Genomic DNA, 23,796 nt, shown 5'->3' on the forward strand with positions numbered 1-23,796 from the left:
ATTCCTTACTTAAGTGATGACATGCCGCCGCCCAGCGACTGCCAGAGTGTTACCCGGTTTGTGAAATCAGTCAGTTGCAATGCCAGTAACGCCTGCTGTGCGCTCCACAAAGTGCGTTGTGCCGTCAACACGGTCAGGTAATCACCGACACCGGCCTGATAGCGGCGCAGGCCAATATCGACCGTTTGTTGTTCAGCTTTAACATACTGACGCTGTGCATCCAGTTGTTCTTCAACTGTTGCTCTACGAGCCAGCGCGTCAGCAACATCTTTGAAAGCGCTCTGAACGGTTTTCTCATAGGTGGCAATAAGCCCGCGCTTTTGTGCTTCTGCGTAACGAAGCTGCGCCAGATTACTACCGCCGGTGAACAGCGGTAATGTTACCGAGGGCGCAAATGACCAGACCTGCATTCCGTGGCTGAACAGCGACGATAATGCGTCGCTGCCGACGCCAGCACTTGCAGTCAGCGAAATCGTCGGGAAAAAGTTAGCCCGCGCGGCACCAATATCAGCATTGGCGCTCTTCAGATTATGTTCCGCTTCCTGGATATCCGGGCGACGCAGCAAAACGTCAGATGACACTCCCGCAGGAACCAGGCTTATCATCTGCTCCGGCAGGCTTTCCAGTGTTCCCGGTAGCAGATTTTCCGTAAGTGTTGTACCCGCCAGTAAGTTCAGGGCATTTTTATCCTGCATCACTTGCGTCTGATAGCTGGCAACGCTGGCGCGCGCCTGCTGATAGATACTCATCGCCTCGCTGACATCTGTCGCTGCCGCCGTGCCAACCTGCTGCTGGCGCTGGATAATTTTCAATGAGTTCTCTGCGCTGGCCATCGTTTCTTTTGCCAGAGCCAGGTTGCTGTTATCGGCCGCCAGGGTCAGCCAGGCGGTGCTGATTTCGGCAATCAGCGTTAAACGGGTGTTCTGGGCTGTAAATTCACTGGCAAGCCAGGTTTCTCGCGCTGCCCGTGACAAACTCTGATTACGACCAAACAGATCTAACGTAAAACTGGACACCGTACCGTCAGCCTCAGCAGTGGTCCCCGTGCCATTCGCCAGCGAACGACTGCGGGTCGAACTTAAGGTTGCATTCACCGTCGGGAATAACGACGCATTAGTTTGCCCATAGAGCGCCCGCGCTGAGTCAATATCAGCAATCGCTTTTTGCACATCGCGGTTACTGTTCAGTGCAATGGTCACCACTTGCTGCAATCGGGGATCGTGGATCACCTGTTGCCAGTCATGGCTGATTGCCTTCCCCTGCCCCTGTGCTCCCGGCAAGCTCGCCGGGATTGGGGATTCGGGCGTGCTGTAGTGGGGATCGAGCGAGACACATCCCGCACTCAACAGCACCAGAAAAATTAGAGAACGACGCAACATAACTTACTCCTGACGGCGCGGTTTACCGGCAAACAAACGTTTAACCAGCACAAAAAACAGAGGAACGAAGAAGATGGCCAGTAATGTAGCGGTCAGCGTACCGCCAATAATGCCCGTACCAATGGCGATGCGGCTGTTCGCACCTGCACCGGTCGCCATCGCCAGCGGCATAACCCCCGCAATAAACGCCAGCGAGGTCATGATGATTGGACGTAAACGGGTCTGCGCCGCGCGTAATGCCGCACGACTCAGGGAATAGCCCTCAGCAACCGCCGCTTCGGCAAATTCCACAATCAGAATGGCGTTTTTCGACGACAAACCGATAGTGGTTAATAGCGCCACCTGGAAGTAAACGTCGTTGTTTAAATCACGCATCCAGGCCGCCAGCGCCGCACCGAGCAGCCCCAGCGGGATCACCAGAATGACCGAGAACGGAACTGACCAACTTTCGTACAGTGCTGCAAGGCAGAGGAAAACCACCAGAATAGAGACCGCATACAGACTCAGTGCCTGACCGCTGGCCAGTTTCTCCTGCAATGACAAGCCACTCCAGGCCCAGGTTGTCCCTGCCGGAAGGTTGTTTGCCAGAGCTTCCATTTTTGCCATCGCGTCGCCAGAACTAAAACCACTCGCGTTTTCCCCCTGAATTTCATAAGCCGCGGAGCCGTTGTAACGCACCAGTTTTTCCGGGCCATAGATCCAGCGCGTAGTAGCAAAAGCAGAGAATGGCGTCATGGCGTTATCGCTACCGCGCACAAACCATTTCCCTAAGTCTGACGGCGCAGAACGAAACTCACTGTCGCCCTGAATGTAGACTTTTTTCACACGGCCACGGTCAATAAAGTCATTCACATAAGTACCGCCCCACGCGCTGGCCAGCGTATCGGTGACATCACTTAAACTCAAACCCAGCGATACAGCTTTATTGTTATCAATATCTACCTGCAATTGCGGCATTTGCGGCAGGTCATTGGCACGTACAGAAATCAGCTCGGGGCTTTGATTAGCCTGTTCAATCAACTTGTTACGCATTTGAAGTAAGGTTTCACGGTCAGTAGCACCACTTGCCATTAATTCAAACGTAAAGCCATTGCTATGCCCCAGACCATCAACCGCAGGTGGAGTCATGGCAAATACCGTAGCATCACGAATTGCCCCCAACTCTTTGGTTGCCCGTAAGGCAATGGCCTGGGCGGTATTTTCTGCACCCTTACGTTGTGACCAGTTTTTCAACGAGACAAACGCCATCCCGGTGTTCTGCCCGCTACCACTAAAACTAAAACCATCAACGGTAAAAATGACATCAGTGTTTGCTTTTTCGTTTACCAGGAACCAGTCAACAATCTGGCGGTTTACTTCTGCTGTACGAGCTGCGGTCGCTCCGGCTGGCAGCGTGTACTGCACCATGATTTCGCCCTGGTCTTCAGTGGGTAAGAAACTGCCCGGCAGTTTCCACATCATCAGAGCCATTCCACCGCCCAGCACGACATAGACACCCATAGCCCGCACCGCACGACGCAAAACATAAAGGACGCCATGCTGGTACTTTTCTTCAGTACGACGGTAAAAGCGGTTGAATGCGCCGAAAAAACCTTTTTTATGCGGTGGAACATGATGGAGGACAGAACCACAAAGCGCAGGAGTCAGCGTTAATGCGACCACCACGGAAAGCAGCATGGCGGAAATAATGGTTATCGAAAACTGACGATAAATTACCCCCGTAGATCCCCCAAAGAACGCCATTGGCAGAAATACGGCAGACAGTACCAGAGCAATAGCAACCAGAGCGCCAGAAATTTCGCCCATTGATTTTTCCGTTGCTTCACGCGCAGGCAGTCCTTCGTCACGCATAATACGTTCGACGTTCTCCACCACCACAATGGCATCGTCCACCAACAGGCCGATCGCCAGTACCATTGCAAATAACGTCAGGGTATTAATCGAATAGCCAAACAACGCAAGAACGCCAAACGTCCCCAGCAAGACGACCGGCACGGCTAACGCCGGGATCAGCGTAGCGCGCAGGTTTTGCAGGAATAAATACATCACACAAACCACCAGTACGATGGCTTCAAACAGCGTCTGAATTACGTCCTCTACGGAGATTTTAATAAATTCAGTGCTGTCTTTTGGGTAAGCGATGTCGTATCCCTGTGGCATGTTGCGCTGAAATTCTGCGATTTTATCCTTTACCAGCGTCGCCGTATTTAACGCATTCGCTCCCGGTGAGAGCATCACGGCTACCCCTGCGGCCGGATGACCGTTCAACTTACTGATGGCGTTATAATCTTCGCTACCCATCTCAACGCGAGCCACATCCTTGATGCGAACAACCGCGCCGTCTGACTGGCTTTTAACAATGATATTTTTAAATTGCTCAACGGTTTGCAAGCGTGACTGAGCACGAACTGTTGCCGTCAATTGTTGCGTGTTCGATGACGGTAAAGCACCGATTTTCCCGGCAGTAACTTGCACGTTTTGCGCTTCAATTGCACTTTGTACATCGGATGGCATCAGCGAGTATGAGGCCAGTTTGGCTGGATCAAGCCAGATGCGCATCGCATATTCAGCCCCAAAAACTTGCAGACTCCCTACGCCTTCAACACGCGCCAGCGGGTCCTGAAGATTACTCACCAGCCAGTCAGCAATATCGGAACTGGTCGCTTTGTCGGTAGTGTCATATACGGCAGCAATCAGCAAAAAGTTGCTTTGTGATTTCTCCACCGTGACACCGGTTTGCTGTACTTCGCTCGGTAAACGTGACTCCGCCTGCTGTATTTTATTTTGTACCTGCACCTGCGCGGTATCAGGGTCAGTGCCTTGTTCAAACGTTACGTTAATACTGACTGAGCCATCCGAACTACTGGTGGAACTGAAGTAGAGCAAATTATCCAGCCCGGTAAGTTGTTGTTCGATAACCTGAGTTACGCTGTTTTCCAGCGTTTCAGCAGAAGCACCGGTATAAGTAGCTGAAATTCTGATGGTCGGCGGCGCAACATCAGGATATTGCGCGACGGGTAATGTGCGAATGGCCAGAATCCCCGCCAACATAATCAAAATGGCGATAACCCAGGCAAAGACGGGTCTGCGAACAAAAAAACGCGAAAACATCAGGCATTGCCTCCATTAGCCTGAACCTCAACGGCCTTGACGGTCTGCCCTGAAGTTACTTTGGCGGAACCTTCGACAATCAGTCGGTCACCGTTGTGCAGGCCGTTCAACACCAGCCATTTATCACCGTAGGTTTCTCCCGTTTCGAGCGTGCGCTGTTCTACTTGATTGTCTTTATTCACCACCAGCGCGGTAGCATTACCTTTAGCATCACGCGTAACACCTTGTTGCGGCGCGAGAATAGCGTTTTCCATCACGCCTTCATCGACACGAGCGCGAACAAACATACCCGGTAACAACTGCTGCTGTGGATTAGGGAAAATCGCCCGTAATGTCACCGAACCGGTAGATTCATCAACGGCCACTTCGGTGAGTTCCAGCCGACCTTTTTCGCTATACGTTGTACCATCTTCCAGGATAAGTGAGACGCTCATGGTATCGCTGTTGGTTGCCAGCGACTGTTTGCGCAGACGCAGTAAATCGACACTGGAGCGAGTGAGATCAACGTACATCGTTTCCAGACCACGAATAGTCGTTAACGCCGTATCCTGCGACGCGGTTACCAGTGCGCCAGGCGTCACCGACGAAATGCCTATGCGCCCGGAAATCGGCGCGGTGACCGTGGTCCAGTCAAGATTAATTCGCGCGGTTTCCAGTGCAGCTTTTTTCGCTTCTACACTGGCTTTATCTTGTGCACAGGTAGACTGAGCATCATCAGCATCCTGTTGTGACACGCCGCTATCTTTCACCAGTCGGGCATAACGCTGCGCTTTCTGGCAATCGGCTTTTACCAGTGCCTGCGCCTGTTGCAACGCAGCATGGGCTTCATTCCATGCCGCCCGATAACTGGCCGAATCAATCTGGTAGAGCGGCTGTCCGGCCTTAACCAGATCACCTTCCTTAAACAAGCGTTTCTGGATAATTCCCCCAACCTGCGGACGTACTTCAGCACTGAGTGCCGCACTGGTGCGCCCGGTTAATTCACTGACTACAGAAACCGGTTGAGATTTGAGCGTAACAACGCCCACCTCTGTTTCCGACGGGGATGAATTGTTATTTTGCGTATTATCACAACCAGATAAGAGCAGCATTGCCACTACAGACGTTGCTATATACTTCATTATTTTCTCCAGGGTGAACAATACCCTCCTCATTAAAATTAATGAGGATATGTCAGGGATATTCAGATATAACGAACCCGCATCGCGAAATAAATTTCGCAATGAAATAAGGGGGATTAATATCCCCCGCTATCGGTTAATTCTGTTCTTATTTATTTATCAACATACTAATAATATCCTGATATATTTCCTGCAGACGTTGTGGATCGCTTTTTTGCGGTGTTAAACGACGATAAACCGTACCTTCCATCATAGTGGCGAGCACCTCAACGCAACAACGAATGTGCTCATCGCTAAGATGGGGATGCATTCTTTTCATATGCGCACAACCGTTAGCGAACATTCTGGCGTCAGCTTCCTCGAGCATTGCCATCACCCGCGGGTTGCGTGTTGCTTCTGCGGCCACTTCCAGCATCAACGCGTCGTCGTCTTCATTTAAGGATTTCCGCAAGGCAAGGACTTCCGGGAAGCGATCGGTACGCGCGTCAATGTCCATCTGAGCAATACGAAAGTCGATGATACGGCGAACCATCTCTTCAATAATGGCGTCTTTATTGGCGAAGTAACGGTAGATCTGCCCGACGCTAAGCTGAGCTTCGCTGGCAATTTGCGACATACTGGCGGCATGAAAACCGCAGCGATGAAAACACCGACGGGCGGCGTTGATGATTTCATCCTGGCGCTGTTTGTGACGTATCTCCAGCTTGCTAGTCATTTCTGTCTCCTGGCCTTCCACTTGGTGAGAATGATCATTCTCATTTTGGCTAATTATACGTTTCTCCAAAGTAATGGAAAGTATTTTTATCTTATTCATGATGCATATTCTGATAATGAAGAGATTGTGGAGATTCTGTGAAGATGGTTGAAATATTACGTTGATGTCAGTTCATCAGAGAAAGGCAGCGACGTGTTGTCGCCAGATTCTATGAGATATTCCCATAACCTGCCCCTGAAGATGTCAGGATCAGATAGAACAAAATGTTCTGTACTGTAGCTTCTCCCCCGTACAGAAAGCGCAACTATAGCCACCCACAGCCAGGTTGATTATAATAACCGTTTATCTGTTCGTACTGTTTACTAAAACGACGAATCGCCTGATTTTCAGGCACAACAAGCATCAACAATAAGGATTAAAGCTATGGGTTTTCTTTCCGGTAAGCGCATTCTGGTAACCGGTGTTGCCAGTAAACTGTCCATCGCCTACGGTATCGCTCAGGCGATGCACCGCGAAGGAGCTGAACTGGCATTCACCTACCAGAACGATAAACTGAAAGGCCGCGTAGAAGAATTTGCCGCTCAATTAGGTTCCAGCATCGTTCTGCAGTGCGATGTTGCCGAAGATGCCAGCATCGACACCATGTTCGCAGAACTGGGTAAAGTCTGGCCGAAATTTGACGGTTTCGTACACTCTATTGGTTTTGCACCTGGCGATCAGCTGGATGGCGACTATGTTAACGCCGTGACTCGTGAAGGCTTCAAAATTGCCCACGACATCAGCTCTTACAGCTTCGTTGCAATGGCAAAAGCTTGCCGTTCTATGCTGAATCCGGGTTCTGCCCTGCTGACTCTTTCCTATCTGGGCGCTGAGCGCGCTATCCCGAACTACAACGTTATGGGTCTGGCGAAAGCGTCTCTGGAAGCGAACGTGCGCTATATGGCTAACGCGATGGGTCCGGAAGGTGTGCGTGTTAACGCCATCTCTGCTGGCCCGATCCGCACTCTGGCCGCTTCTGGCATCAAAGACTTCCGTAAAATGCTGGCACACTGCGAAGCGGTTACTCCGATTCGTCGTACGGTTACCATTGAGGATGTGGGTAACTCCGCAGCGTTCCTGTGTTCCGATCTCTCTGCCGGTATCTCCGGTGAAGTGGTTCACGTTGACGGCGGTTTCAGCATCGCTGCAATGAACGAGCTGGAACTGAAATAATCGTTCTGTGGGTAATGATGGGCGGCGTTGCGCCGCCCATTTCTCTGTTATACCTTTCTGATATTTGTTATCACCGATCCGTCTTTCTCCCCTCTCTGCCTTGCGTCAGGATAACGATTTCCGTTATGACCAAGGAACGCCCATGGAACAACGCCACAGTTCAGGCAAAAGCCACTGGTATCACGAAACGCAATCCAGCACTGCAGAACATGACGTTCTGCCTCTGGTTCCGGAAGCTGCACAGGTTACCGATCCTTTTCTGCTCGACGTGATCCTTGACGAAGAAACACTTGATCCCTTTCATTCGTGGCTGATCCCGGCGCGTACTCTTGCTGTAGAGCTATTTCCCAATCAGCTTGCGGTGACCCGTTTACAGACATTCACCGCCTATGAACGCCTGTCGACCGCTCTGACCGTTGCTCAGGTCTGCGGCGTCCAGCGTTTATGCAACTACTATTCCGCGCGTCTGACACCGCTTCCCGGACCAGACGCCTCCAGGGAAAGTAATCATCGTCTGGCACAAATCACGCAATATGCCCGTCAACTGGCCGGCTCTCCATCGATTATCGACAACCGATCGCGCCAGCATCTTCACGATGTCGGGCTTACCGCCTGGGACTGTGTAATTATTAATCAAATTATTGGTTTTGTTGGTTTTCAGGCGCGAGCAATTGCGACTTTTCAGGCTTATCTTGGACAACCTGTACGCTGGTTACCCGGTCTGGACGTGCAAAGCTACGCTGACAGCTCATTTTTTGCTGAAGTATCAACCGGCTGGCGTGCCTGCTACGAAGGGGAAAAATTCTCTGGAGAGCAAGAGACGAATGCTCTCCTGTTGCCAGGCTCTGAACTTCGCCAACTGGCAGCAATCCTGAATCTGCATCCTGCCTCGTTTTCACTCTTTGTGGCGTTGTTATCCAGCCCGTTGGTAACAACAAAATCCAGCCATCAACTTGCTGCTTTACTCAGCGCACGAATTAACGGCAGTGCTGCCTGTTTCACCTCTCTCATACATTCAACATTTGAATATAAAGCAGCAATATCCATTCTGCGTCAGGGCGAAAACGAAATAAACCAGTGGGCTGACTGCCATTTTGTTGAGCGTGCTACGGTTCAGGCGATACAATGGCTGACACGAGCACCCGATCGCTTTAGCGCCGCCCAGTTTAGCCCGTTACTCGAACATGAAACATCATCAGCGCAGGTTATCAATCTGCTGGTATGGAGCGGGTTTTGTGGTTGGATAAATCGCTTAAAAATCGCGTTGGGTGAGACACATTAACCTTGCTGCGTCAGGCAGAATCGCGTAAAACTGTCAGCCGCTCTAATGGCCACCAAAATAGACAATTATGTTTCAGGACAACCCGCTGCTAGCGCAGCTTAAACAGCAACTGCACTCCCAGACGCCCCGCGCTGAAGGGGTGGTAAAAGCCACTGAAAAAGGCTTTGGCTTCCTGGAAGTCGACGCACAGAAAAGTTATTTCATTCCGCCGCCGCAGATGAAAAAAGTCATGCATGGCGACCGAATTATCGCGGTGATCCACAGTGAAAAAGATCGTGAATCCGCAGAGCCAGAAGAACTGGTTGAACCGTTTCTGACTCGTTTCGTGGGTAAAGTTCAGGGCAAGAATGACCGTCTGGCCATCGTGCCTGATCATCCACTCTTAAAAGACGCTATTCCTTGCCGCGCTGCCCGCGGGCTGAATCATGAGTTTAAAGAAGGCGACTGGGCGGTTGCCGAAATGCGCCGCCATCCGCTGAAAGGCGATCGTTCTTTCTATGCCGACCTGACTCAATACATCACTTTTGGTGATGACCACTTCGTGCCCTGGTGGGTAACCCTGGCGCGCCATAACCTGGAAAAAGAAGCACCAGATGGCGTCGCCACCGAAATGCTCGATGAGGGTTTGGTTCGTGAAGATCTCACCGCGCTGGACTTTGTCACCATCGACAGTGCCAGCACGGAAGATATGGATGATGCCCTCTTCGCGAAGGCGTTACCGGATGACAAACTGCAGTTAATTGTCGCAATTGCCGATCCAACCGCGTGGATTGCCGAAGGCAGCAAGCTGGACAAAGCAGCGAAAATTCGCGCATTCACCAACTATCTGCCGGGCTTCAACATCCCGATGCTGCCGCGCGAGCTTTCTGACGATCTCTGCTCACTGCGTGCCAATGAAGTGCGCCCGGTACTGGCATGTCGGATGACGTTGTCTGCTGATGGCACCATTGAAGACAACATCGAATTTTTTGCCGCTACCATCGAATCCAAAGCCAAACTGGTTTATGACCAGGTTTCCGACTGGCTGGAAAACACCGGCGACTGGCAGCCAGAAAGTGATGCGATTGCCGGACAAATCCGCCTGTTAGCGCAAATTTGCCAGCGTCGCGGCGAATGGCGTAATAACCATGCGTTGGTGTTTAAAGATCGCCCGGATTACCGTTTTATTCTCGGTGAAAAAGGTGAAGTGTTGGATATCGTCGCTGAACCACGCCGTATTGCTAACCGTATTGTCGAAGAAGCGATGATCGCCGCTAACATTTGTGCGGCCCGCGTGCTGCGCGATAAGCTCGGTTTCGGTATCTATAACGTGCATATGGGCTTTGATCCGGCAAATGCCGAGGCGCTGGCAGCATTGCTGAAAACGCATGGCCTGCATGTTGATGCCGAAGAAGTGCTCACACTGGACGGTTTCTGCAAACTGCGTCGTGAGCTGGATGCGCAACCGACTGGCTTCCTCGACAGCCGCATTCGCCGTTTTCAGTCTTTTGCGGAAATCAGCACCGAACCGGGTCCTCACTTTGGCCTCGGTCTGGAAGCGTATGCCACCTGGACTTCACCAATTCGCAAGTATGGCGACATGATCAACCATCGTTTGCTGAAAGCGATCATCAAAGGCGAAACGGCGACGCGTCCGCAGGATGAGATCACCACCCAAATGGCAGAGCGTCGTCGTCTCAACCGGATGGCAGAACGTGATGTCGGGGACTGGTTGTACGCGCGTTTCCTGAAAGACAAAGCGGGCACTGACACCCGTTTTGCGGCAGAAATCGTCGATATCAGCCGGGGCGGTATGCGTGTGCGTCTGGTCGATAACGGCGCTATCGCCTTTATCCCTGCACCGTTCTTACACGCCGTGCGCGATGAGCTGGTTTGCAGTCAGGAAAACGGCACCGTACAAATTAAAGGTGAAACAGTTTACAAAGTAACCGACGTTATCGACGTCACCATTGCCGAAGTACGCATGGAAACCCGCAGCATTATTGCGCGCCCTGTCGCGTAATCTCTTTTTACGGCCCATTCATTACGGATGGGCCGTTTGCTTTTCCCTTCCCCCACATTCGTTTATCTCAGCAGATTTTTTTTAATGACATCCGTTTGAAAACTGGCGTTTTCCCAAAACTGGATTACAAATAAATATATAAAAAAAACAATACGTTTAACCGCCATTAATTTCATGTAAGCCATATGAACCGTTCATTTAACTGCGGGACTCCGCTGTTAACCGGAGGGTATGCATCATGAAAACCATTAGGGAGTCCACAACGTTGTACAACTTTCTCGGATCGCACAACCCATACTGGCGGTTGTCGGAAAACAGTGATGTTTTGCGTTTTTCCGCCACCGAAACAACGGAACCTGAACGTACTCTGCAGTTATCTGCCGAACAGGCTGCTCGTATCCGGGAAATGACGGTTATCACCTCCAGCCTGATGATGAGCCTGACAGTCGATGAGAGTGATCTTTCTGTTCATCTGGTGGGACGAAAAATCAATAAGCGTGAATGGGGTGGAAACGCGTCAGCATGGCATGACACACCGGCGGTAGCTCGTGATTTATCACACGGACTGTCCTTTGCAGAACAAGTGGTTTCTGAAGCCCACTCTGCAATAGTGATTCTGGACAGTCGGGGAAATATCCAGCGTTTTAACCGGTTATGTGAAGAGTACACGGGGCTGAAAGAACACGATGTCATCGGGCAAAGTGTGTTTAAACTGTTTATGAGTCGTCGTGAAGCTGCGGCATCCATGCGCAATAACCGTGGATTTTTTCGAAACGGCAATGCATATGAGGTAGAAATCTGGATACCCACGCGTAAAGGCCAGCGGCTGTTTCTGTTTCGCAACAAATTCGTGCATAGCGGCAGCGGCAAAAATGAGATCTATTTAATCTGCTCCGGCACCGATATCACCGAAGAACGCCACGCCCAGGAGCGCTTGCGAATTCTGGCTAACACCGACAGCATTACAGGGCTGCCGAATCGTAACGCTATGCAGGAATTAATCGATCACGCCATTAATCAGGTGGATGAAAGTAAAGTCGGCGTGGTTTATCTCGATTTAGACAATTTTAAAAAAGTGAACGATGCCTACGGGCATTTGTTTGGCGACCAGTTGTTACGCGAGGTTTCACTGGCCATTTTAAGCTGTCTTGAGCCGGATCAGGTACTGGCGCGCTCTGGCGGCGATGAATTTCTGGTACTCGCACCAAACACCTCACAAAGTGCCCTGGAAGCAATGGCATCGCGGATTTTGACCCGCCTGCGTCAGCCTTTTCGCATTGGTTTAATCGAAGTTTATACTGGCTGTTCGATCGGTATTTCACTTTCACCGCAACATGGCCCAGACAGTGCGGCAATTATTCGCCACGCCGATACGGCAATGTACAGTGCCAAAGAAGGCGGTCGAGGGCAATTTTGCGTTTTTTCACCGGAAATGAATCAACGGGTATTTGAATATCTGTGGTTGGATACCAACCTGCGTAAAGCACTGGAAAACGATCAGTTAGTTATTCACTATCAACCGAAAATCACCTGGCGCGGTGAAGTGCGCAGTCTGGAAGCTCTGGTGCGCTGGCAGTCGCCCGAACGCGGACTAATTCCCCCACTGGACTTTATTTCCTATGCGGAAGAGTCCGGTCTGATTGTGCCTCTGGGTCGTTGGGTTATTCTTGACGTCGTTCGCCAGGTGGCAAAATGGCGAGATAAAGGCATCAATCTTCGGGTGGCAGTCAATGTCTCAGCACGCCAACTCGCTGATCAAACTATTTTCACTGACCTGAAACAGGTACTCCAGGAACTTAAATTTGAGTATTGCCCTATTGATGTCGAGCTGACTGAAAGCTGCCTGATTGAAAACGACGAGCTGGCGCTTTCCGTTATTCAGCAATTCAGTCAATTAGGCGCACAGGTTCACCTGGATGATTTCGGCACTGGCTACTCTTCCCTTTCTCAACTGGCACGATTTCCTATCGATGCCATTAAACTCGACCAGGTTTTTGTCCGTGATATTCACAAACAACCTGTCTCACAGTCGCTGGTACGGGCAATTGTCGCCGTAGCTCAGGCCTTGAACCTGCAGGTTATTGCCGAAGGCGTAGAAAGCGCAAAAGAAGATGCTTTTTTAACCAAAAACGGCATCAATGAGAGACAAGGATTCTTGTTTGCCAAACCGATGCCCGCCGTAGCGTTTGAACGCTGGTATAAACGTTATCTGAAACGCGCATAAAGAGACGAATATATATATTTAACGGTATATAATTCCATTACATATCGTATTCGTGAATGATAATTAACCTTTGCCGTTAAGCACTTCTCTTTTAGCGGCAATTTTTGCATTATTTATTTTCACCTTTTTTGCCTTAAGGATACCCTTGATGTCTGAATTTGATGCCCAGCGCGTTGCCGAACGTATTGATATTGTGTTAGATATCCTTGTGGCAGGCGATTACCACTCTGCGATCCATAATCTTGAGATACTTAAAGCAGAACTCTTGCGCCAGGTTGCTGCATCTACGCCAGACATCCCGAAGGCACCATGGGAGATTTAACAATCGTGCTTTCAGTTTTCCCTATTTAAGGATGCCCGGCGCGTCAGCATTTTTTATTGAGTATTATAACGTTATAAGAATTACAGCGATGAATTCCCGACAACAAACTATTCTACAGATGGTCATTGACCAGGGTCAGGTTAGCGTAACCGATCTGGCGAAAGCCACTGGAGTTTCCGAAGTTACTATCCGCCAGGATCTCAACACCCTCGAAAAACTTAGCTATCTACGCCGTGCACATGGTTTTGCTGTTTCGCTTGATAGCGATGATGTCGAAACCCGTATGATGAATAATTATACGCTGAAACGTGAACTCGCTGAGTTTGCCGCCTCACTGGTTCAAGCGGGAGAAACCATCTTTATCGAGAATGGCAGCAGTAATGCCCTTCTGGCCCGCACATTGGGTGAGCAAAAGAAAAATGTCACCATCATTACGGTCAGCAGCTATATAGCGCATTTATTGAAAGACGCCCCTTGTGAAGTCATTTTACTTGGCGGTGTGTACCAGAAAAAAAGCGAAAGTATGGTTGGTCCTCTGACACGTCAGTGTATCCAACAGGTGCATTTCAGTAAGGCATTTATTGGTATCGATGGCTGGCAACCTGAAACCGGGTTTACAGGTCGCGACATGATGCGTACCGATGTGGTCAATGCTGTACTGGAAAAAGAGTGCGAAACCATTGTCCTGACTGACAGTTCAAAGTTTGGTGCCGTACATTCTTACCCCATCGGCCCTGTTGAGAGAATCAAACGCGTTATAACCGATTCAAAGATTAGCGCCAGCGATCTGATGTCTTTGGAACACAGTAAATTAATCGTTCACGTCGTTGACATATAATCACTTTCCTTCCTTACGGATGATTTGCTCTAACGCAAATCATCCGCACTAAGATGATTCCTGGTTGATAATTAAGACTATTTACCTGTTATTAACACCCTAACGTTATAAACTTATTATCAGCGATATAACAGGAAGTCACTATCACCTGCGTGATATAACCCTGCGCGCGAGAGGATTTCACGGAATAATTTTACATGGCCTATTCTGAACTATTATAGTTATAGAGAGCTTACTTCCGTGAATCATAAATTCAGGAGAGAGTATTATGTTTGTAACGAGCAAAAAAATGACCGCGGCTGTTCTGGCAATTACACTGGCAATGTCTCTAAGTGCCTGTTCTAACTGGTCTAAACGGGACCGAAACACCGCAATCGGTGCAGGTGCAGGGGCTTTAGGCGGTGCAGTACTGACTGATGGCAGCACGCTGGGTACATTAGGTGGTGCAGCAGTTGGTGGTATTATCGGTCACCAGGTCGGTAAATAATCGTAAATAAATGTCGATTAGCAACTCGCTATTATAATACGCTTGACTCTGTTCAGTACGAAATAACTGAATAATACACACAGTGAAATAAACGAAAGCCACGAAAATATTTCCGTGGCTTTTTTTGTTAACCGCCTGCGAGTTTTACCTTCATCCCTTTCGCTTCAAGCAGTGATTTTAATAAATCACGCTTATCCCCCTGGATTTCGATAATTCCATCTTTTACTGCCCCGCCGCAGCCGCATTTTTTCTTCAGTTCAGCCGCCAGCCTTGTCAGTTCGGCATCATCGAGATCGACGCCGGTAATCAGGCATACGCCCTTACCTTTACGCCCACTGGTTTGCCGTTGGATGCGCACCACTCCGTCGCCTTTTGGTCGTACAGGGGTCGCTTTGGGTTCATCAATACGTCCAGTTTCCGTTGAGTAGACCAGACGGCTGTTAGAATCACTCATCATGCACTCCGTTGTAACGAGGTGTTGATCGCTTTCAGCGTTTGCGCCGGGGCCGCCGATTGCGTTACCGGGCGACCAATCACCATATAATCAACGCCTGCCGCCAGCGCCTGTTCCGGGGTCATGATGCGGCGCTGATCGCCAGCGTCGCTCCCCTGCGGGCGAATACCCGGCGTCACCAGTTTGAAATCCTGACCAAATGCTTGTTTAAACCGCACAGCTTCCTGGGCTGAACACACAACACCGTCAAGGCCGCATTTTTGCGTCAGCGCCGCCAGACGCTCTGCATAATCTGCCGGTGACAGTGTCACACCAAGATCGGCCAGATCGCTAGCTTCCATACTAGTGAGTACAGTCACAGCGATTAATAGCGGCGCATCTTTGCCAAACGGAACCAACGCCTCACGTGCTGCGGTCATCATACGTGCGCCGCCAGAGGCATGAACGTTTACCATCCACACGCCTAAGTCAGCCGCCGCTGCCACGGCGTGCGCTGCGGTATTGGGAATATCGTGGAATTTCAGGTCGAGGAAGATATCAAAACCACGTTGTTGCAGTTCACGAACAAACTGCGGCCCAAACAGGGTAAACATCTCTTTGCCTACTTTCAGACGGCAATCGCGTGGGTCGATCTTGTCGACAAACGCCAGCGCAGCGTCACGATTATTATAATCAAGGGCAACAACAACAGGAGAATGAGTAACAGCGCGGGAAGGAGATGAAGCAGTTAACGTCATGACCAGACCTTCTTGATGATGGGCACCGGAAGTGGCGCAAAACAGGTAAACGGCGTGCATTCTACCCGTGGAAATAAAAAATTAACAGTTACGATTTTCCCCCTGCCAGTCTTTTTCTGCTCAGGCGTTACCGAAGCTATTTGTAAAAATAACCATTAGTATGTTGTAACTAAAGATAGTTTTTTTTATAAATTACAGTCCATCCAGGCCACGAATCGGTTTAATGGTTGACCAGGCACGGCAGGACGGACAATGCCAGTAAAGCGTGTATGCAGTAAAACCACACTTCTGGCAGCGGTAACGCGGCTTACTACGCACCTTCTCGCCCACCATGTCACGCAACACCATCAGGCTCTCTTTGGCGCGCCCTTCTTCCGCTTCGTTAAGGTGGTAATCCATCAACTTGTGGAACACGCGCATCGTCGGATGGCGTTGTAGCTGGCGCGTAATATAGACCTGTGCGGCTTCGCTGCCATCGCGCGCTTCAATGATGTCGGCAAGCATCAGTTCAGCATCTGCCCCCGTATTCTCCTCCACCGCACGCTGGAGAAACTCTGCCCATTCGGCAGTTTTATCCAGTTGCTGATAGCAGGTTTGCAGCATTTCCAGCGTTTCGCTGACCAGCTCTCTGTCCTGGGAGATAACGCGTTGCAGGCTCTCGACCGCTTTTGCGTACTCCCCTTTTGCCATGAAAACACGTCCCATCATAATGGACACGCGGGCGCTGTTTTTGTCGGCTGCCGCCCCTTTTTTCAACAAGGCCATAGCGCGATCGAGATCGTCACTGGCCATGTGCTGAAGGGCTAATTCACAGTAGAAATGGGCGATTTCGACTCGCTGTTTATCTTTACCAAGCTTCACCAGGCGTTCTGCAACATCAATTGCTTTCTGCCATTCACTGGTGGACTGATAGATTTGCAACAGTTGTTGCAATGCGCCAACTCGGAAGTCGGTTTCATCAGTCAGTTGATTAAACATATCTTCCGCGCGATCGTATAAACCCGCCGCCATGTAATCACGCCCCAGTTGCTGAATTGCCAGCAGACGCTGCTCATAGGTCAACGAGGCACTTTCCATTAAGGTTTGATGAATACGAATAGCGCGATCGACTTCGCCACGCGAACGGAATAAGTTTCCGAGCGTAAGGTGGGCTTCAACGGTGCCTGTATCCTCTTTCAGCATATCGAGGAACAGATCCACCGCTTTGTCCTGTTGATTACTAAGCAGGAAGTTAACCCCTGCTACGTAATCACGTGACAGGCGGTTGGCTTCATCTTGCTTGTTTTGTTGCGCACTTCTGCGGCCCATATACCAGCCATAGGCAGCGGCTACAGGCAAGAGCAGAAACAACAACTCCAGCATAGAAAGTTATTCCTTCGCTACTGACGAATCAGGCGCTACCGCCACGCCAGTCGCAGGTGAAAGCTGGTTTTCCAGTCGCTTTATTTTACGTTCAGCGCGTGCCAGAGAAACACGAATTCGCAGCCAGAACAGGCCACAAATCAACCAACCGATAGCAAACCCCGCAGCAAACAATACCGCCAGCAAAGTAGAGATACGATACTCCCCTTGCGCTAACAGATAATTAAACGTTACCTGCTGATCATTCTGCGCACCTAACGTGACAGAAATCACAAAAATCGCTAACACCAGTAAGAAAATGAGTAAATATTTCACATTACTTCCCGTTATGTGGTTAGAGCGAATAAATTATGGTCAACTTACCGCAATAGCCCTTTAAAGTACCATTTTCACGACGTCTGCGAAATGGTAGCCACAATCATTGTTGATGATTTGAGGGTTAAATTCGGAAATTCAACCAGTTTTAACTTTCTTGTTCTCGCTGCGCTATCTCACGATTTTCTTCCGGCGGTGGTGTTAATGGCCCACAAATACGTTGCGCGAACCAGGTTGCCACCGCCACCAGCGCCCACGAAATCAACGTAGCCACCACCAGATCGCGCGGCCAATGCATCCCCAGCAGCAAGCGGCTTCCCATTACTCCCGTTGCCCAGACCAGCAAGAGCGCAATGGTTAAAGTTCGCCTACGTGGCCACAACAGCCCAACGGCGAGCAAGGCCCAACTGGCGGCAAACATCGTGTGGCCGGAAGGAAAGGCAAACCCCGTCTCTTTCTGCCAATGAGAACGTAAATATTGCGGGATATTTTTTTCTTCAGCCAACTGTTCTTTCACTAAATTACCGCGCTCTGCTCGCTTTAAAGTGTAGAACTCATCAACCGGAATATGATGTGTTTTTTCCAGCCAGATAACAAAAGGGCGTGGCTCCTGAACTTTACCTTTGATCCAGGATTTAACTCCCTGTCCGACAAGAATTGCCGCTGCCAGAATAGCAAATAACATAACTGCGGCTTTGAGGCGAAAACGCAGACACCAGAGAAACCAGCCGAATAAAATAAGATGCGTAATGACGCCCCAGGGCTGAGTGACGGTTTCAGTGACCCAAAAGGCCGCTTTTAACAGCCAACTTTGATCTCCAGGTTGCCAACGCCAGCCAGAAATCCATACCGCTACCGGCATGATAAGTAATAGTGCTGCTCCAACTGCGGTACGTCTGGCAATCGAACGCATGGTCTCTCCTTCCTTATAAGTCTCACAATCATAACTGAAAATGCTCTGACCTGGAAAAATTGACAGATTTGTGCCATTCAGTGAACGATTGACGCGTCGTGATTAGGTGAACACCTTCGCGTTATGGCAAAATAAGCCGATACAGAACCAGCATTATCTGGAGAATTTCATGCAGCTTAAACGTGTGGCAGAAGCTAAACTGCCAACCCCCTGGGGCGATTTCCTGATGGTGGGATTTGAAGAACTGGCAACCGGACACGATCATGTCGCGCTAGTCTATGGCGATATTTCCGGGCATACCCCGGTACTTGCGCGCGTCCATTCCGAATGTCTGACCGGTGACGCCCTGTTCAGCTTGCGCTGCGATTGTGGCTTCCAGCTTGAAGCGGCACTGACACAAATAGCCGAAGAAGGCCGTGGTATTTTGCTGTATCACCGTCAGGAAGGACGTAACATTGGTCTGCTGAATAAAATTCGCGCTTACGCGTTGCAGGATCAAGGCTACGATACCGTAGAGGCTAATCACCAGTTAGGCTTCGCCGCTGATGAACGCGATTTCACTCTTTGCGCCGATATGTTCAAGTTACTTGGTGTCAACGAAGTCCGTCTGTTAACCAACAACCCGAAAAAAGTCGAAATTCTGACCGAAGCAGGGATTAACATTGTTGAACGCGTGCCGTTGATTGTCGGTCGTAACCCAAATAACGAGCATTATCTCGATACCAAAGCGGAAAAAATGGGCCATTTGCTGAACAAATAATCCTCGTTTAATGCAAATTCGGCCTGCTTGCCGGATGCCCCTCATCCGGCAAGTAAAGCACAGTTACTTCAACATATTACGAATGACATAATGCAAAATACCGTCGTTCTGGTAATAGGTTAATTCCGTCGCGGTGTCGATACGACAACGGCACGGCACAACTTCCTGACTCCCCTCCGCTCGCGTTAGCGTCACCGGAACCGTCGCGCCCGGTTGTAGACTTTGTAGATCGGTAATATCAATCTTTTCTTCCCCGCTCAGCCCTAACGTTTTACGCGTCACGCCTGGAGGGAACTCCAGCGGCAGAATACCCATACCAATTAGATTCGAACGGTGAATACGTTCAAACGATTCGGCAATAACCACACGAATACCGAGCAGACGCGGACCTTTTGCTGCCCAGTCACGGCTGGAACCAGATCCATACTCTTTCCCGGCAATCACCGCCAGCGGTGTTTTCTCCTGCTTATAGCGCATCGCTGCATCGTAAATAGAGACAACCTCGCTGGCAGGCAAATGGCGCGTCATCCCTCCTTCAACGCCAGGCACCATTTCGTTACGAATGCGAATATTGGCAAACGTGCCGCGCATCATCACTTCATGGTTACCACGCCGCGAACCGTAGGAGTTAAAGTCTTTACGCTCAACGCCACGACCCTGCAAATATCGCCCTGCCGGGCTGTCGGGCTTAATACTGCCTGCCGGAGAAATATGGTCAGTGGTAACCGAATCCCCCAACATTGCCAGGATTCGCGCACCGTGAATGTCTTCCACTGGCGCTGGTGTTACCTGCATCTCATCAAAGAAAGGCGATAACCGAATATAGGTCGAATCATCCTGCCATCCGTAGGTATCTGATCGCGCAACGTTAATCTCTTTCCACTCCGCCGTGCCTTCAAAAACTTCCGCATATTCTTTACGGAACATTTCTGTTGAGACTTGCTCAACCGCGCGAGCAATTTCTTGTGCTGATGGCCAGAGATCTTTCAGATATACCGGATCGCCTTTGCGATCATGTCCAAGTGGATCGGAAGCGAGGTTGATGTTCATATTGCCCGCCAGCGCATAAGCAACAACCAGCGGCGGCGAGGCCAGCCAGTTGGTTTTAACCAGTGGATGAATACGCCCTTCAAAGTTACGGTTACCAGACAGCACCGCTCCAACGGTTAAATCACCTTTTTTGATCGCCGTTTCGATAGGATCGGGTAATGGGCCAGAGTTACCGATACAGGTTGTACAGCCATAGCCTACAAGATTAAAGCCAAGTTCATCGAGATACGGTGTCAGTTTGGCTTTTGCCAGATAGTCAGAAACCACTTTCGAGCCGGGAGCCAGCGACGCTTTAACCCACGGTTGTCGTTTCAGCCCCAGAGTTACGGCTTTTTTCGCCAGCAACCCGGCAGCCATCAACACGCTGGGGTTAGACGTGTTGGTACACGATGTTATTGCGGCAATAACCACTGCGCCATCAGGCAACTGATACTGATGCCCGTTCATAACATAATCGACGGGCTGGCGATCTTTATGCGTGGCATTCACTTCCAGTTCGTTACTGGCGGCAAAAGCTTTTGGTACATCTGCCAGCGCAACGCGATCCTGCGGCCGTTTTGGTCCGGCAAGACTGGCTTCAACGTCATTCATATCCAGTTCTAATGTACTGGTAAAAATCGGTTCATCGCCCGGGTTACGCCACATTCCTTGCGCTTTGGCGTATTTTTCGACCAGCTCGACCTGATCTTCACTGCGTCCACTTAAACGCATGTAATCGAGGGTAACCGAATCTATTGGGAAGAAGCCGCAGGTCGCGCCGTACTCCGGTGACATGTTGGCAATTGTCGCGCGATCTGCCAGCGGCAGCGAATCCAGTCCATCGCCGTAAAATTCGACGAATTTACCCACTACGCCATGTTTACGCAGCATCTGAGTGACGGTAAGAACCAAGTCTGTGGCGGTGATACCTTCACGTAATTTTCCGCTGAGTTTAAAGCCCACAACATCCGGGATAAGCATGGAAACCGGCTGACCTAACATTGCTGCTTCCGCTTCGATCCCACCAACACCCCACCCCAACACGCCAAGACCGTTGATCATCGTGGTGTGCGAGTCGGTGCCGACAAGCGTATCCGGGTAAGCAATCCACTCACCGCCCTGCAATTCGCTCCACACCGCTTTACCGAGATACTCGAGGTTAACCTGATGGCAAATCCCAGTGCCTGGCGGCACCACCCTAAAACGACTGAACGCCTGCTGTCCCCATTTCAGGAATACATAACGTTCGTGATTGCGCTCCATTTCCAGGCGCACGTTTTCCTCGAAGGCCTCATCATCACCAAACCGATCGACGGTCACCGAGTGGTCAATCACCAGATCGACGGGTGAGAGCGGGTTCACCTTCGCGGTATCGCCGCCGAGACGTTTTACCGCTTCACGCATCGCCGCAAGGTCAACGACAGCAGGCACGCCGGTAAAGTCTTGCATCAGCACTCTTGCCGGACGGTAAGCGATTTCACGGTCAGCATGGGCATTTTTCAGCCATCCTGCCAGCGCATGTATATCTTCTTCGGTAACAGAGTTGCCATCCTGCCAGCGCAGCAGGTTTTCGAGCAAAACTTTGAGTGACTTAGGCAGACGGGTAATATCGCCCAGTGATTTGGCAGCAAGCGGCAGACTGTAGTAGTGGTAGGTTTTATCTTTAGCCTGCAACGTGTCCTTAGTGGCTTCTCGTAGGGTTGACGACATAGCTCCTCCTTAATGACAGGGTTGCGATGCCCTGATTCTCCTCAGGGTGAATATTAAAGATAACACAAACACTGCGTAACGATTTGATAACAACCCAAATTGATAAAAGAGGAGAGGCCTTACAGGGATAAATCGGGATAGGAGCTGATCTCACGATCAGCTTCCTCCCACACCACCGTACGTACGGGGCCGTATACGGCGGTTCGGTTATGTTGATCGTCGCTTGCCTATACTTCTGGCAGGCCCAGTCTGGAGAACAGCTTATTGGGGAGTGCTATATTCAGTGCCGGACTACAAGCTTATCCGCCACTCTTTATGGCAGCTTCCTGCTGTTTGCGCCGCAAGGTCCTTGCTTACGCCTCGACTGCGCAACTCCCTGAAGCGGTTGCGGCCCGTTTTCCACTGTTTCCAGAGTATGCTTCGCAGCCTGCGCCTTATCCATCCGTTCAGCTCTCGCATCAGCGATGGCCTCTGGTTCAGCCCGTAGTAACTTTTCCAGCCCGTCAGATATCGTCTTAGCGGCTGAGTTAGCTGTTCAAGGCTTCTCCCTGTGTTGCGTCCGGTCAGTGCTCTTATCCGCATTTTGAACCGTTTTATCGACTCCGGCGATACCACGCACCATACCTTCCGCCCCCTTATGAAGCTGTATCCAAGGAACTTGCGCGTTTCAGGGCGTGCTACAGCACTCTTCTTCGCGTTGACCTTCAGCTTCAGTTTATGGCTCAGCCAGTGCGTCAACCCCGCCATGATCCGGTTGCCTGCCCGTTCGCTTTTCACGTAGACATTACAGTCGTCTGCGTACCGCACGAACTTCAGACCACGTTTCTCCAGTTCCTTGTCGAGGTCGTCAAGCAGCAGGTTCGATAGCAGCGGCGACAGTGAGCCGCCCTGCGGCGTTCCTTCTGTCACCGGCCTTACCAGACCTGCGTCCATCACCCCTACATTCAGGAACCTGCGGATAAGTGACAACACCCGTTTATCCGATACTCGTTTCTCTATCCGGCTCATCAGCACATCGTGATTTACCCGGTCGAAGAACTTCTCCAGATCGAGGTCGACCACCCCGTGATACCCGGCCCCGATATGTTCCCGGGCTTGTATCACTGCCTGATGGGCCGAACGACCGGGACGGAACCCGTAGCTGTTGTCGCTGAACGAGCTATCCCACTGTGCCTGCAATACCTGCATCATCGCCTGCTGGGTGAAGCGATCCACCACCGTCGGGATGCCCAGCAGACGTTCGCCGCCGCCGGGCTTCGGTATGGACACTCTTCTCACAGGAGATGGGCGGTATCTGCCGGACAGCAGTTGCGCTTTCAGCTCTGGCCAGTGGTGCCTCAGGTAGTCCGGCAGTTCGCTTACGCGCATACCATCGACTCCCGCTGCACCTTTGTTGGCTTTAACTCTTTTCAGGGCTTGCCTGAGATTGACTGGTTCACAAATGGCTTCCATCAGCCACACTGTTGACGACGGACTTTCTCTGTTCGTCGGTGCCTGCACGGTTTCAGCCCCCGGAAGGGCGGCGTTCGGGGCTTCACCCCGTTCCCCGGCCTCAGGGTCGCGATACGTTTTCTGCTGCATGACCGTTCAGAACCTCCGTTGATACTCGTCACGCATTACCGTTCGGGCCTTCGGGTGTCATGCCCTACTATGCCCTCTGCTGACTCCTGTCCGCCGGTCAGCGCCCCTTACGGTACGCCCAGTTCTGGATACAGAACGACGGACAGGCCTCCCGGGGTAAGTTCAGCCGCCTTCACCACACACCTGTCCGATTTACCACCCCGGTTCTTGATGGTTATGGCCTTCGCAATTCTTTGCTTGCT

The 23,796-nt window shown here is 50.7% G+C and carries 21 protein-coding genes; 8 read left to right on the forward strand and 13 right to left on the reverse strand.

The window, feature by feature from the left end; all coding sequences use genetic code 11:
- Window positions 1-5: 5 nt before the first annotated feature.
- The 4 genes from A31E_RS14130 to A31E_RS14115 all read right to left on the reverse strand — a co-directional run bounded on the left by A31E_RS14130 (window position 6) and on the right by A31E_RS14115 (window position 6,326).
- On the reverse strand, window positions 6-1,379 hold the full coding sequence (locus A31E_RS14130; protein ID WP_000946209.1) for an efflux transporter outer membrane subunit: 1,374 nt from the start codon (window positions 1,377-1,379) through the stop codon (window positions 6-8).
- A 3-nt stretch (window positions 1,380-1,382) separates the two neighbouring features.
- Window positions 1,383-4,490 carry an efflux RND transporter permease subunit gene (locus A31E_RS14125; protein ID WP_000492824.1) on the reverse strand — a complete coding sequence of 1,036 codons (3,108 nt, stop codon included), beginning with the start codon at window positions 4,488-4,490 and terminating at the stop codon, window positions 1,383-1,385.
- On the reverse strand, window positions 4,490-5,611 hold the full coding sequence (locus tag A31E_RS14120) for an efflux RND transporter periplasmic adaptor subunit (protein WP_016248749.1): 1,122 nt from the start codon (window positions 5,609-5,611) through the stop codon (window positions 4,490-4,492). Before A31E_RS14120 ends, A31E_RS14125 begins: the two co-directional genes overlap by 1 nt.
- 148 nt (window positions 5,612-5,759) lie before the next feature.
- Window positions 5,760-6,326 (reverse strand): TetR/AcrR family transcriptional regulator, encoded by a 567-nt coding sequence (locus tag A31E_RS14115; protein WP_000202112.1) that lies wholly within the window; start codon window positions 6,324-6,326, stop codon window positions 5,760-5,762.
- Window positions 6,327-6,749: 423 nt separating this feature from the next.
- Here A31E_RS14115 and fabI point away from each other — a divergent pair, with 423 nt between their 5' ends.
- The 3 genes from fabI to A31E_RS14100 all read left to right on the forward strand — a co-directional run bounded on the left by fabI (window position 6,750) and on the right by A31E_RS14100 (window position 10,822).
- The gene (gene fabI, locus A31E_RS14110) at window positions 6,750-7,538 is read left to right on the forward strand and encodes an enoyl-ACP reductase FabI (protein ID WP_000506507.1); all 789 of its coding nucleotides are present in this window, start codon (window positions 6,750-6,752) and stop codon (window positions 7,536-7,538) included.
- Window positions 7,539-7,680: 142 nt separating this feature from the next.
- Window positions 7,681-8,820, forward strand: coding sequence for a CMD domain-containing protein (locus A31E_RS14105; protein ID WP_016248750.1), 1,140 nt, complete (start codon window positions 7,681-7,683; stop codon window positions 8,818-8,820).
- A 67-nt stretch (window positions 8,821-8,887) separates the two neighbouring features.
- A complete protein-coding gene (locus A31E_RS14100) occupies window positions 8,888-10,822 on the forward strand; it encodes an exoribonuclease II (protein ID WP_000484960.1) in 1,935 nt (644 codons plus the stop codon).
- A 62-nt stretch (window positions 10,823-10,884) separates the two neighbouring features.
- On the opposite strand, the gene A31E_RS0122610 is transcribed toward A31E_RS14100, so the two are convergent.
- On the reverse strand, window positions 10,885-11,007 hold the full coding sequence (locus A31E_RS0122610) for a hypothetical protein (RefSeq protein WP_000323866.1): 123 nt from the start codon (window positions 11,005-11,007) through the stop codon (window positions 10,885-10,887).
- A 53-nt stretch (window positions 11,008-11,060) separates the two neighbouring features.
- Between A31E_RS0122610 and pdeR the strand changes: the two genes are divergently transcribed.
- Window positions 11,061-13,046, forward strand: a complete 1,986-nt coding sequence (gene pdeR, locus A31E_RS14095; RefSeq protein WP_000849463.1) for a cyclic di-GMP phosphodiesterase — start codon at window positions 11,061-11,063, stop codon at window positions 13,044-13,046.
- On the opposite strand, the gene A31E_RS26220 is transcribed toward pdeR, so the two are convergent.
- Window positions 13,028-13,156 (reverse strand): hypothetical protein, encoded by a 129-nt coding sequence (locus A31E_RS26220; RefSeq protein ID WP_214678595.1) that lies wholly within the window; start codon window positions 13,154-13,156, stop codon window positions 13,028-13,030. The two genes, pdeR and A31E_RS26220, sit on opposite strands and share 19 nt — an antisense overlap.
- Before the next feature lie 38 nt (window positions 13,157-13,194).
- Between A31E_RS26220 and yciZ the strand changes: the two genes are divergently transcribed.
- The 3 genes from yciZ (at window position 13,195) to osmB (ending at window position 14,693) form a co-directional block, all read left to right on the forward strand.
- Window positions 13,195-13,368 carry a YciZ family protein gene (gene yciZ, locus A31E_RS14090; RefSeq protein ID WP_001288366.1) on the forward strand — a complete coding sequence of 58 codons (174 nt, stop codon included), beginning with the start codon at window positions 13,195-13,197 and terminating at the stop codon, window positions 13,366-13,368.
- An 88-nt stretch (window positions 13,369-13,456) separates the two neighbouring features.
- Entirely contained in the window at window positions 13,457-14,206 is a 750-nt protein-coding gene (locus A31E_RS14085) for a DNA-binding transcriptional regulator YciT (protein ID WP_016248751.1), read from the forward strand.
- A 268-nt stretch (window positions 14,207-14,474) separates the two neighbouring features.
- Complete coding sequence (gene osmB / locus A31E_RS14080; protein ID WP_000498252.1) at window positions 14,475-14,693, forward strand: osmotically-inducible lipoprotein OsmB; 219 nt, start codon at window positions 14,475-14,477, stop codon at window positions 14,691-14,693.
- Window positions 14,694-14,820: 127 nt separating this feature from the next.
- On the opposite strand, the gene yciH is transcribed toward osmB, so the two are convergent.
- From yciH to pgpB, 5 genes are all read right to left on the reverse strand, one after another.
- Complete coding sequence (gene yciH, locus A31E_RS14075) at window positions 14,821-15,147, reverse strand: stress response translation initiation inhibitor YciH (protein ID WP_016248752.1); 327 nt, start codon at window positions 15,145-15,147, stop codon at window positions 14,821-14,823.
- Complete coding sequence (pyrF, locus tag A31E_RS14070; RefSeq protein ID WP_000176253.1) at window positions 15,147-15,884, reverse strand: orotidine-5'-phosphate decarboxylase; 738 nt, start codon at window positions 15,882-15,884, stop codon at window positions 15,147-15,149. Before pyrF ends, yciH begins: the two co-directional genes overlap by 1 nt.
- A 192-nt stretch (window positions 15,885-16,076) precedes the next feature.
- A complete protein-coding gene (lapB, locus tag A31E_RS14065) occupies window positions 16,077-17,246 on the reverse strand; it encodes a lipopolysaccharide assembly protein LapB (protein WP_000891363.1) in 1,170 nt (389 codons plus the stop codon).
- A gap of 6 nt (window positions 17,247-17,252) precedes the next feature.
- The gene (gene lapA / locus A31E_RS14060; RefSeq protein ID WP_000876278.1) at window positions 17,253-17,561 is read right to left on the reverse strand and encodes a lipopolysaccharide assembly protein LapA; all 309 of its coding nucleotides are present in this window, start codon (window positions 17,559-17,561) and stop codon (window positions 17,253-17,255) included.
- Between the two features lie 148 nt (window positions 17,562-17,709).
- Window positions 17,710-18,474, reverse strand: coding sequence for a phosphatidylglycerophosphatase B (gene pgpB, locus A31E_RS14055; RefSeq protein WP_016248753.1), 765 nt, complete (start codon window positions 18,472-18,474; stop codon window positions 17,710-17,712).
- A 169-nt stretch (window positions 18,475-18,643) separates the two neighbouring features.
- Between pgpB and ribA the strand changes: the two genes are divergently transcribed.
- Window positions 18,644-19,234 (forward strand): GTP cyclohydrolase II, encoded by a 591-nt coding sequence (ribA, locus tag A31E_RS14050; protein ID WP_001176295.1) that lies wholly within the window; start codon window positions 18,644-18,646, stop codon window positions 19,232-19,234.
- 63 nt (window positions 19,235-19,297) lie between these two features.
- Here the strand turns inward: ribA and acnA are convergent, their stop codons facing one another.
- Window positions 19,298-21,973, reverse strand: a complete 2,676-nt coding sequence (gene acnA / locus A31E_RS14045) for an aconitate hydratase AcnA (protein ID WP_001516489.1) — start codon at window positions 21,971-21,973, stop codon at window positions 19,298-19,300.
- Between the two features lie 291 nt (window positions 21,974-22,264).
- A complete protein-coding gene (gene ltrA / locus A31E_RS14040) occupies window positions 22,265-23,554 on the reverse strand; it encodes a group II intron reverse transcriptase/maturase (RefSeq protein ID WP_016248754.1) in 1,290 nt (429 codons plus the stop codon).
- Between the last annotated feature and the right edge of the window lie 242 nt (window positions 23,555-23,796).

The organism is Escherichia sp. KTE159 (genome assembly GCF_000408805.1).
Classification (GTDB): Bacteria; Pseudomonadota; Gammaproteobacteria; order Enterobacterales; family Enterobacteriaceae; genus Escherichia; species Escherichia marmotae.

Excerpts from the sequence above, each read along its gene's own strand:
- A31E_RS14130 (WP_000946209.1), bottom strand. The coding sequence starts at position 1,379 with ATGTTGCGTCGTTCTCTAATTTTTCTGGTGCTGTTGAGTGCGGGATGT.
- A31E_RS14125 (WP_000492824.1), bottom strand. The coding sequence starts at position 4,490 with ATGTTTTCGCGTTTTTTTGTTCGCAGACCCGTCTTTGCCTGGGTTATC.
- A31E_RS14120 (WP_016248749.1), bottom strand. The coding sequence starts at position 5,611 with ATGAAGTATATAGCAACGTCTGTAGTGGCAATGCTGCTCTTATCTGGT.
- A31E_RS14115 (WP_000202112.1), bottom strand. The coding sequence starts at position 6,326 with ATGACTAGCAAGCTGGAGATACGTCACAAACAGCGCCAGGATGAAATC.
- fabI (WP_000506507.1), top strand. The coding sequence starts at position 6,750 with ATGGGTTTTCTTTCCGGTAAGCGCATTCTGGTAACCGGTGTTGCCAGT.
- A31E_RS14105 (WP_016248750.1), top strand. The coding sequence starts at position 7,681 with ATGGAACAACGCCACAGTTCAGGCAAAAGCCACTGGTATCACGAAACG.
- A31E_RS14100 (WP_000484960.1), top strand. The coding sequence starts at position 8,888 with ATGTTTCAGGACAACCCGCTGCTAGCGCAGCTTAAACAGCAACTGCAC.
- A31E_RS0122610 (WP_000323866.1), bottom strand. The coding sequence starts at position 11,007 with ATGGCTTACATGAAATTAATGGCGGTTAAACGTATTGTTTTTTTTATA.
- pdeR (WP_000849463.1), top strand. The coding sequence starts at position 11,061 with ATGAAAACCATTAGGGAGTCCACAACGTTGTACAACTTTCTCGGATCG.
- A31E_RS26220 (WP_214678595.1), bottom strand. The coding sequence starts at position 13,156 with ATGCAAAAATTGCCGCTAAAAGAGAAGTGCTTAACGGCAAAGGTTAAT.
- yciZ (WP_001288366.1), top strand. The coding sequence starts at position 13,195 with ATGTCTGAATTTGATGCCCAGCGCGTTGCCGAACGTATTGATATTGTG.
- A31E_RS14085 (WP_016248751.1), top strand. The coding sequence starts at position 13,457 with ATGAATTCCCGACAACAAACTATTCTACAGATGGTCATTGACCAGGGT.
- osmB (WP_000498252.1), top strand. The coding sequence starts at position 14,475 with ATGTTTGTAACGAGCAAAAAAATGACCGCGGCTGTTCTGGCAATTACA.
- yciH (WP_016248752.1), bottom strand. The coding sequence starts at position 15,147 with ATGAGTGATTCTAACAGCCGTCTGGTCTACTCAACGGAAACTGGACGT.
- pyrF (WP_000176253.1), bottom strand. The coding sequence starts at position 15,884 with ATGACGTTAACTGCTTCATCTCCTTCCCGCGCTGTTACTCATTCTCCT.
- lapB (WP_000891363.1), bottom strand. The coding sequence starts at position 17,246 with ATGCTGGAGTTGTTGTTTCTGCTCTTGCCTGTAGCCGCTGCCTATGGC.
- pgpB (WP_016248753.1), bottom strand. The coding sequence starts at position 18,474 with ATGCGTTCGATTGCCAGACGTACCGCAGTTGGAGCAGCACTATTACTT.
- ribA (WP_001176295.1), top strand. The coding sequence starts at position 18,644 with ATGCAGCTTAAACGTGTGGCAGAAGCTAAACTGCCAACCCCCTGGGGC.
- acnA (WP_001516489.1), bottom strand. The coding sequence starts at position 21,973 with ATGTCGTCAACCCTACGAGAAGCCACTAAGGACACGTTGCAGGCTAAA.
- ltrA (WP_016248754.1), bottom strand. The coding sequence starts at position 23,554 with ATGCAGCAGAAAACGTATCGCGACCCTGAGGCCGGGGAACGGGGTGAA.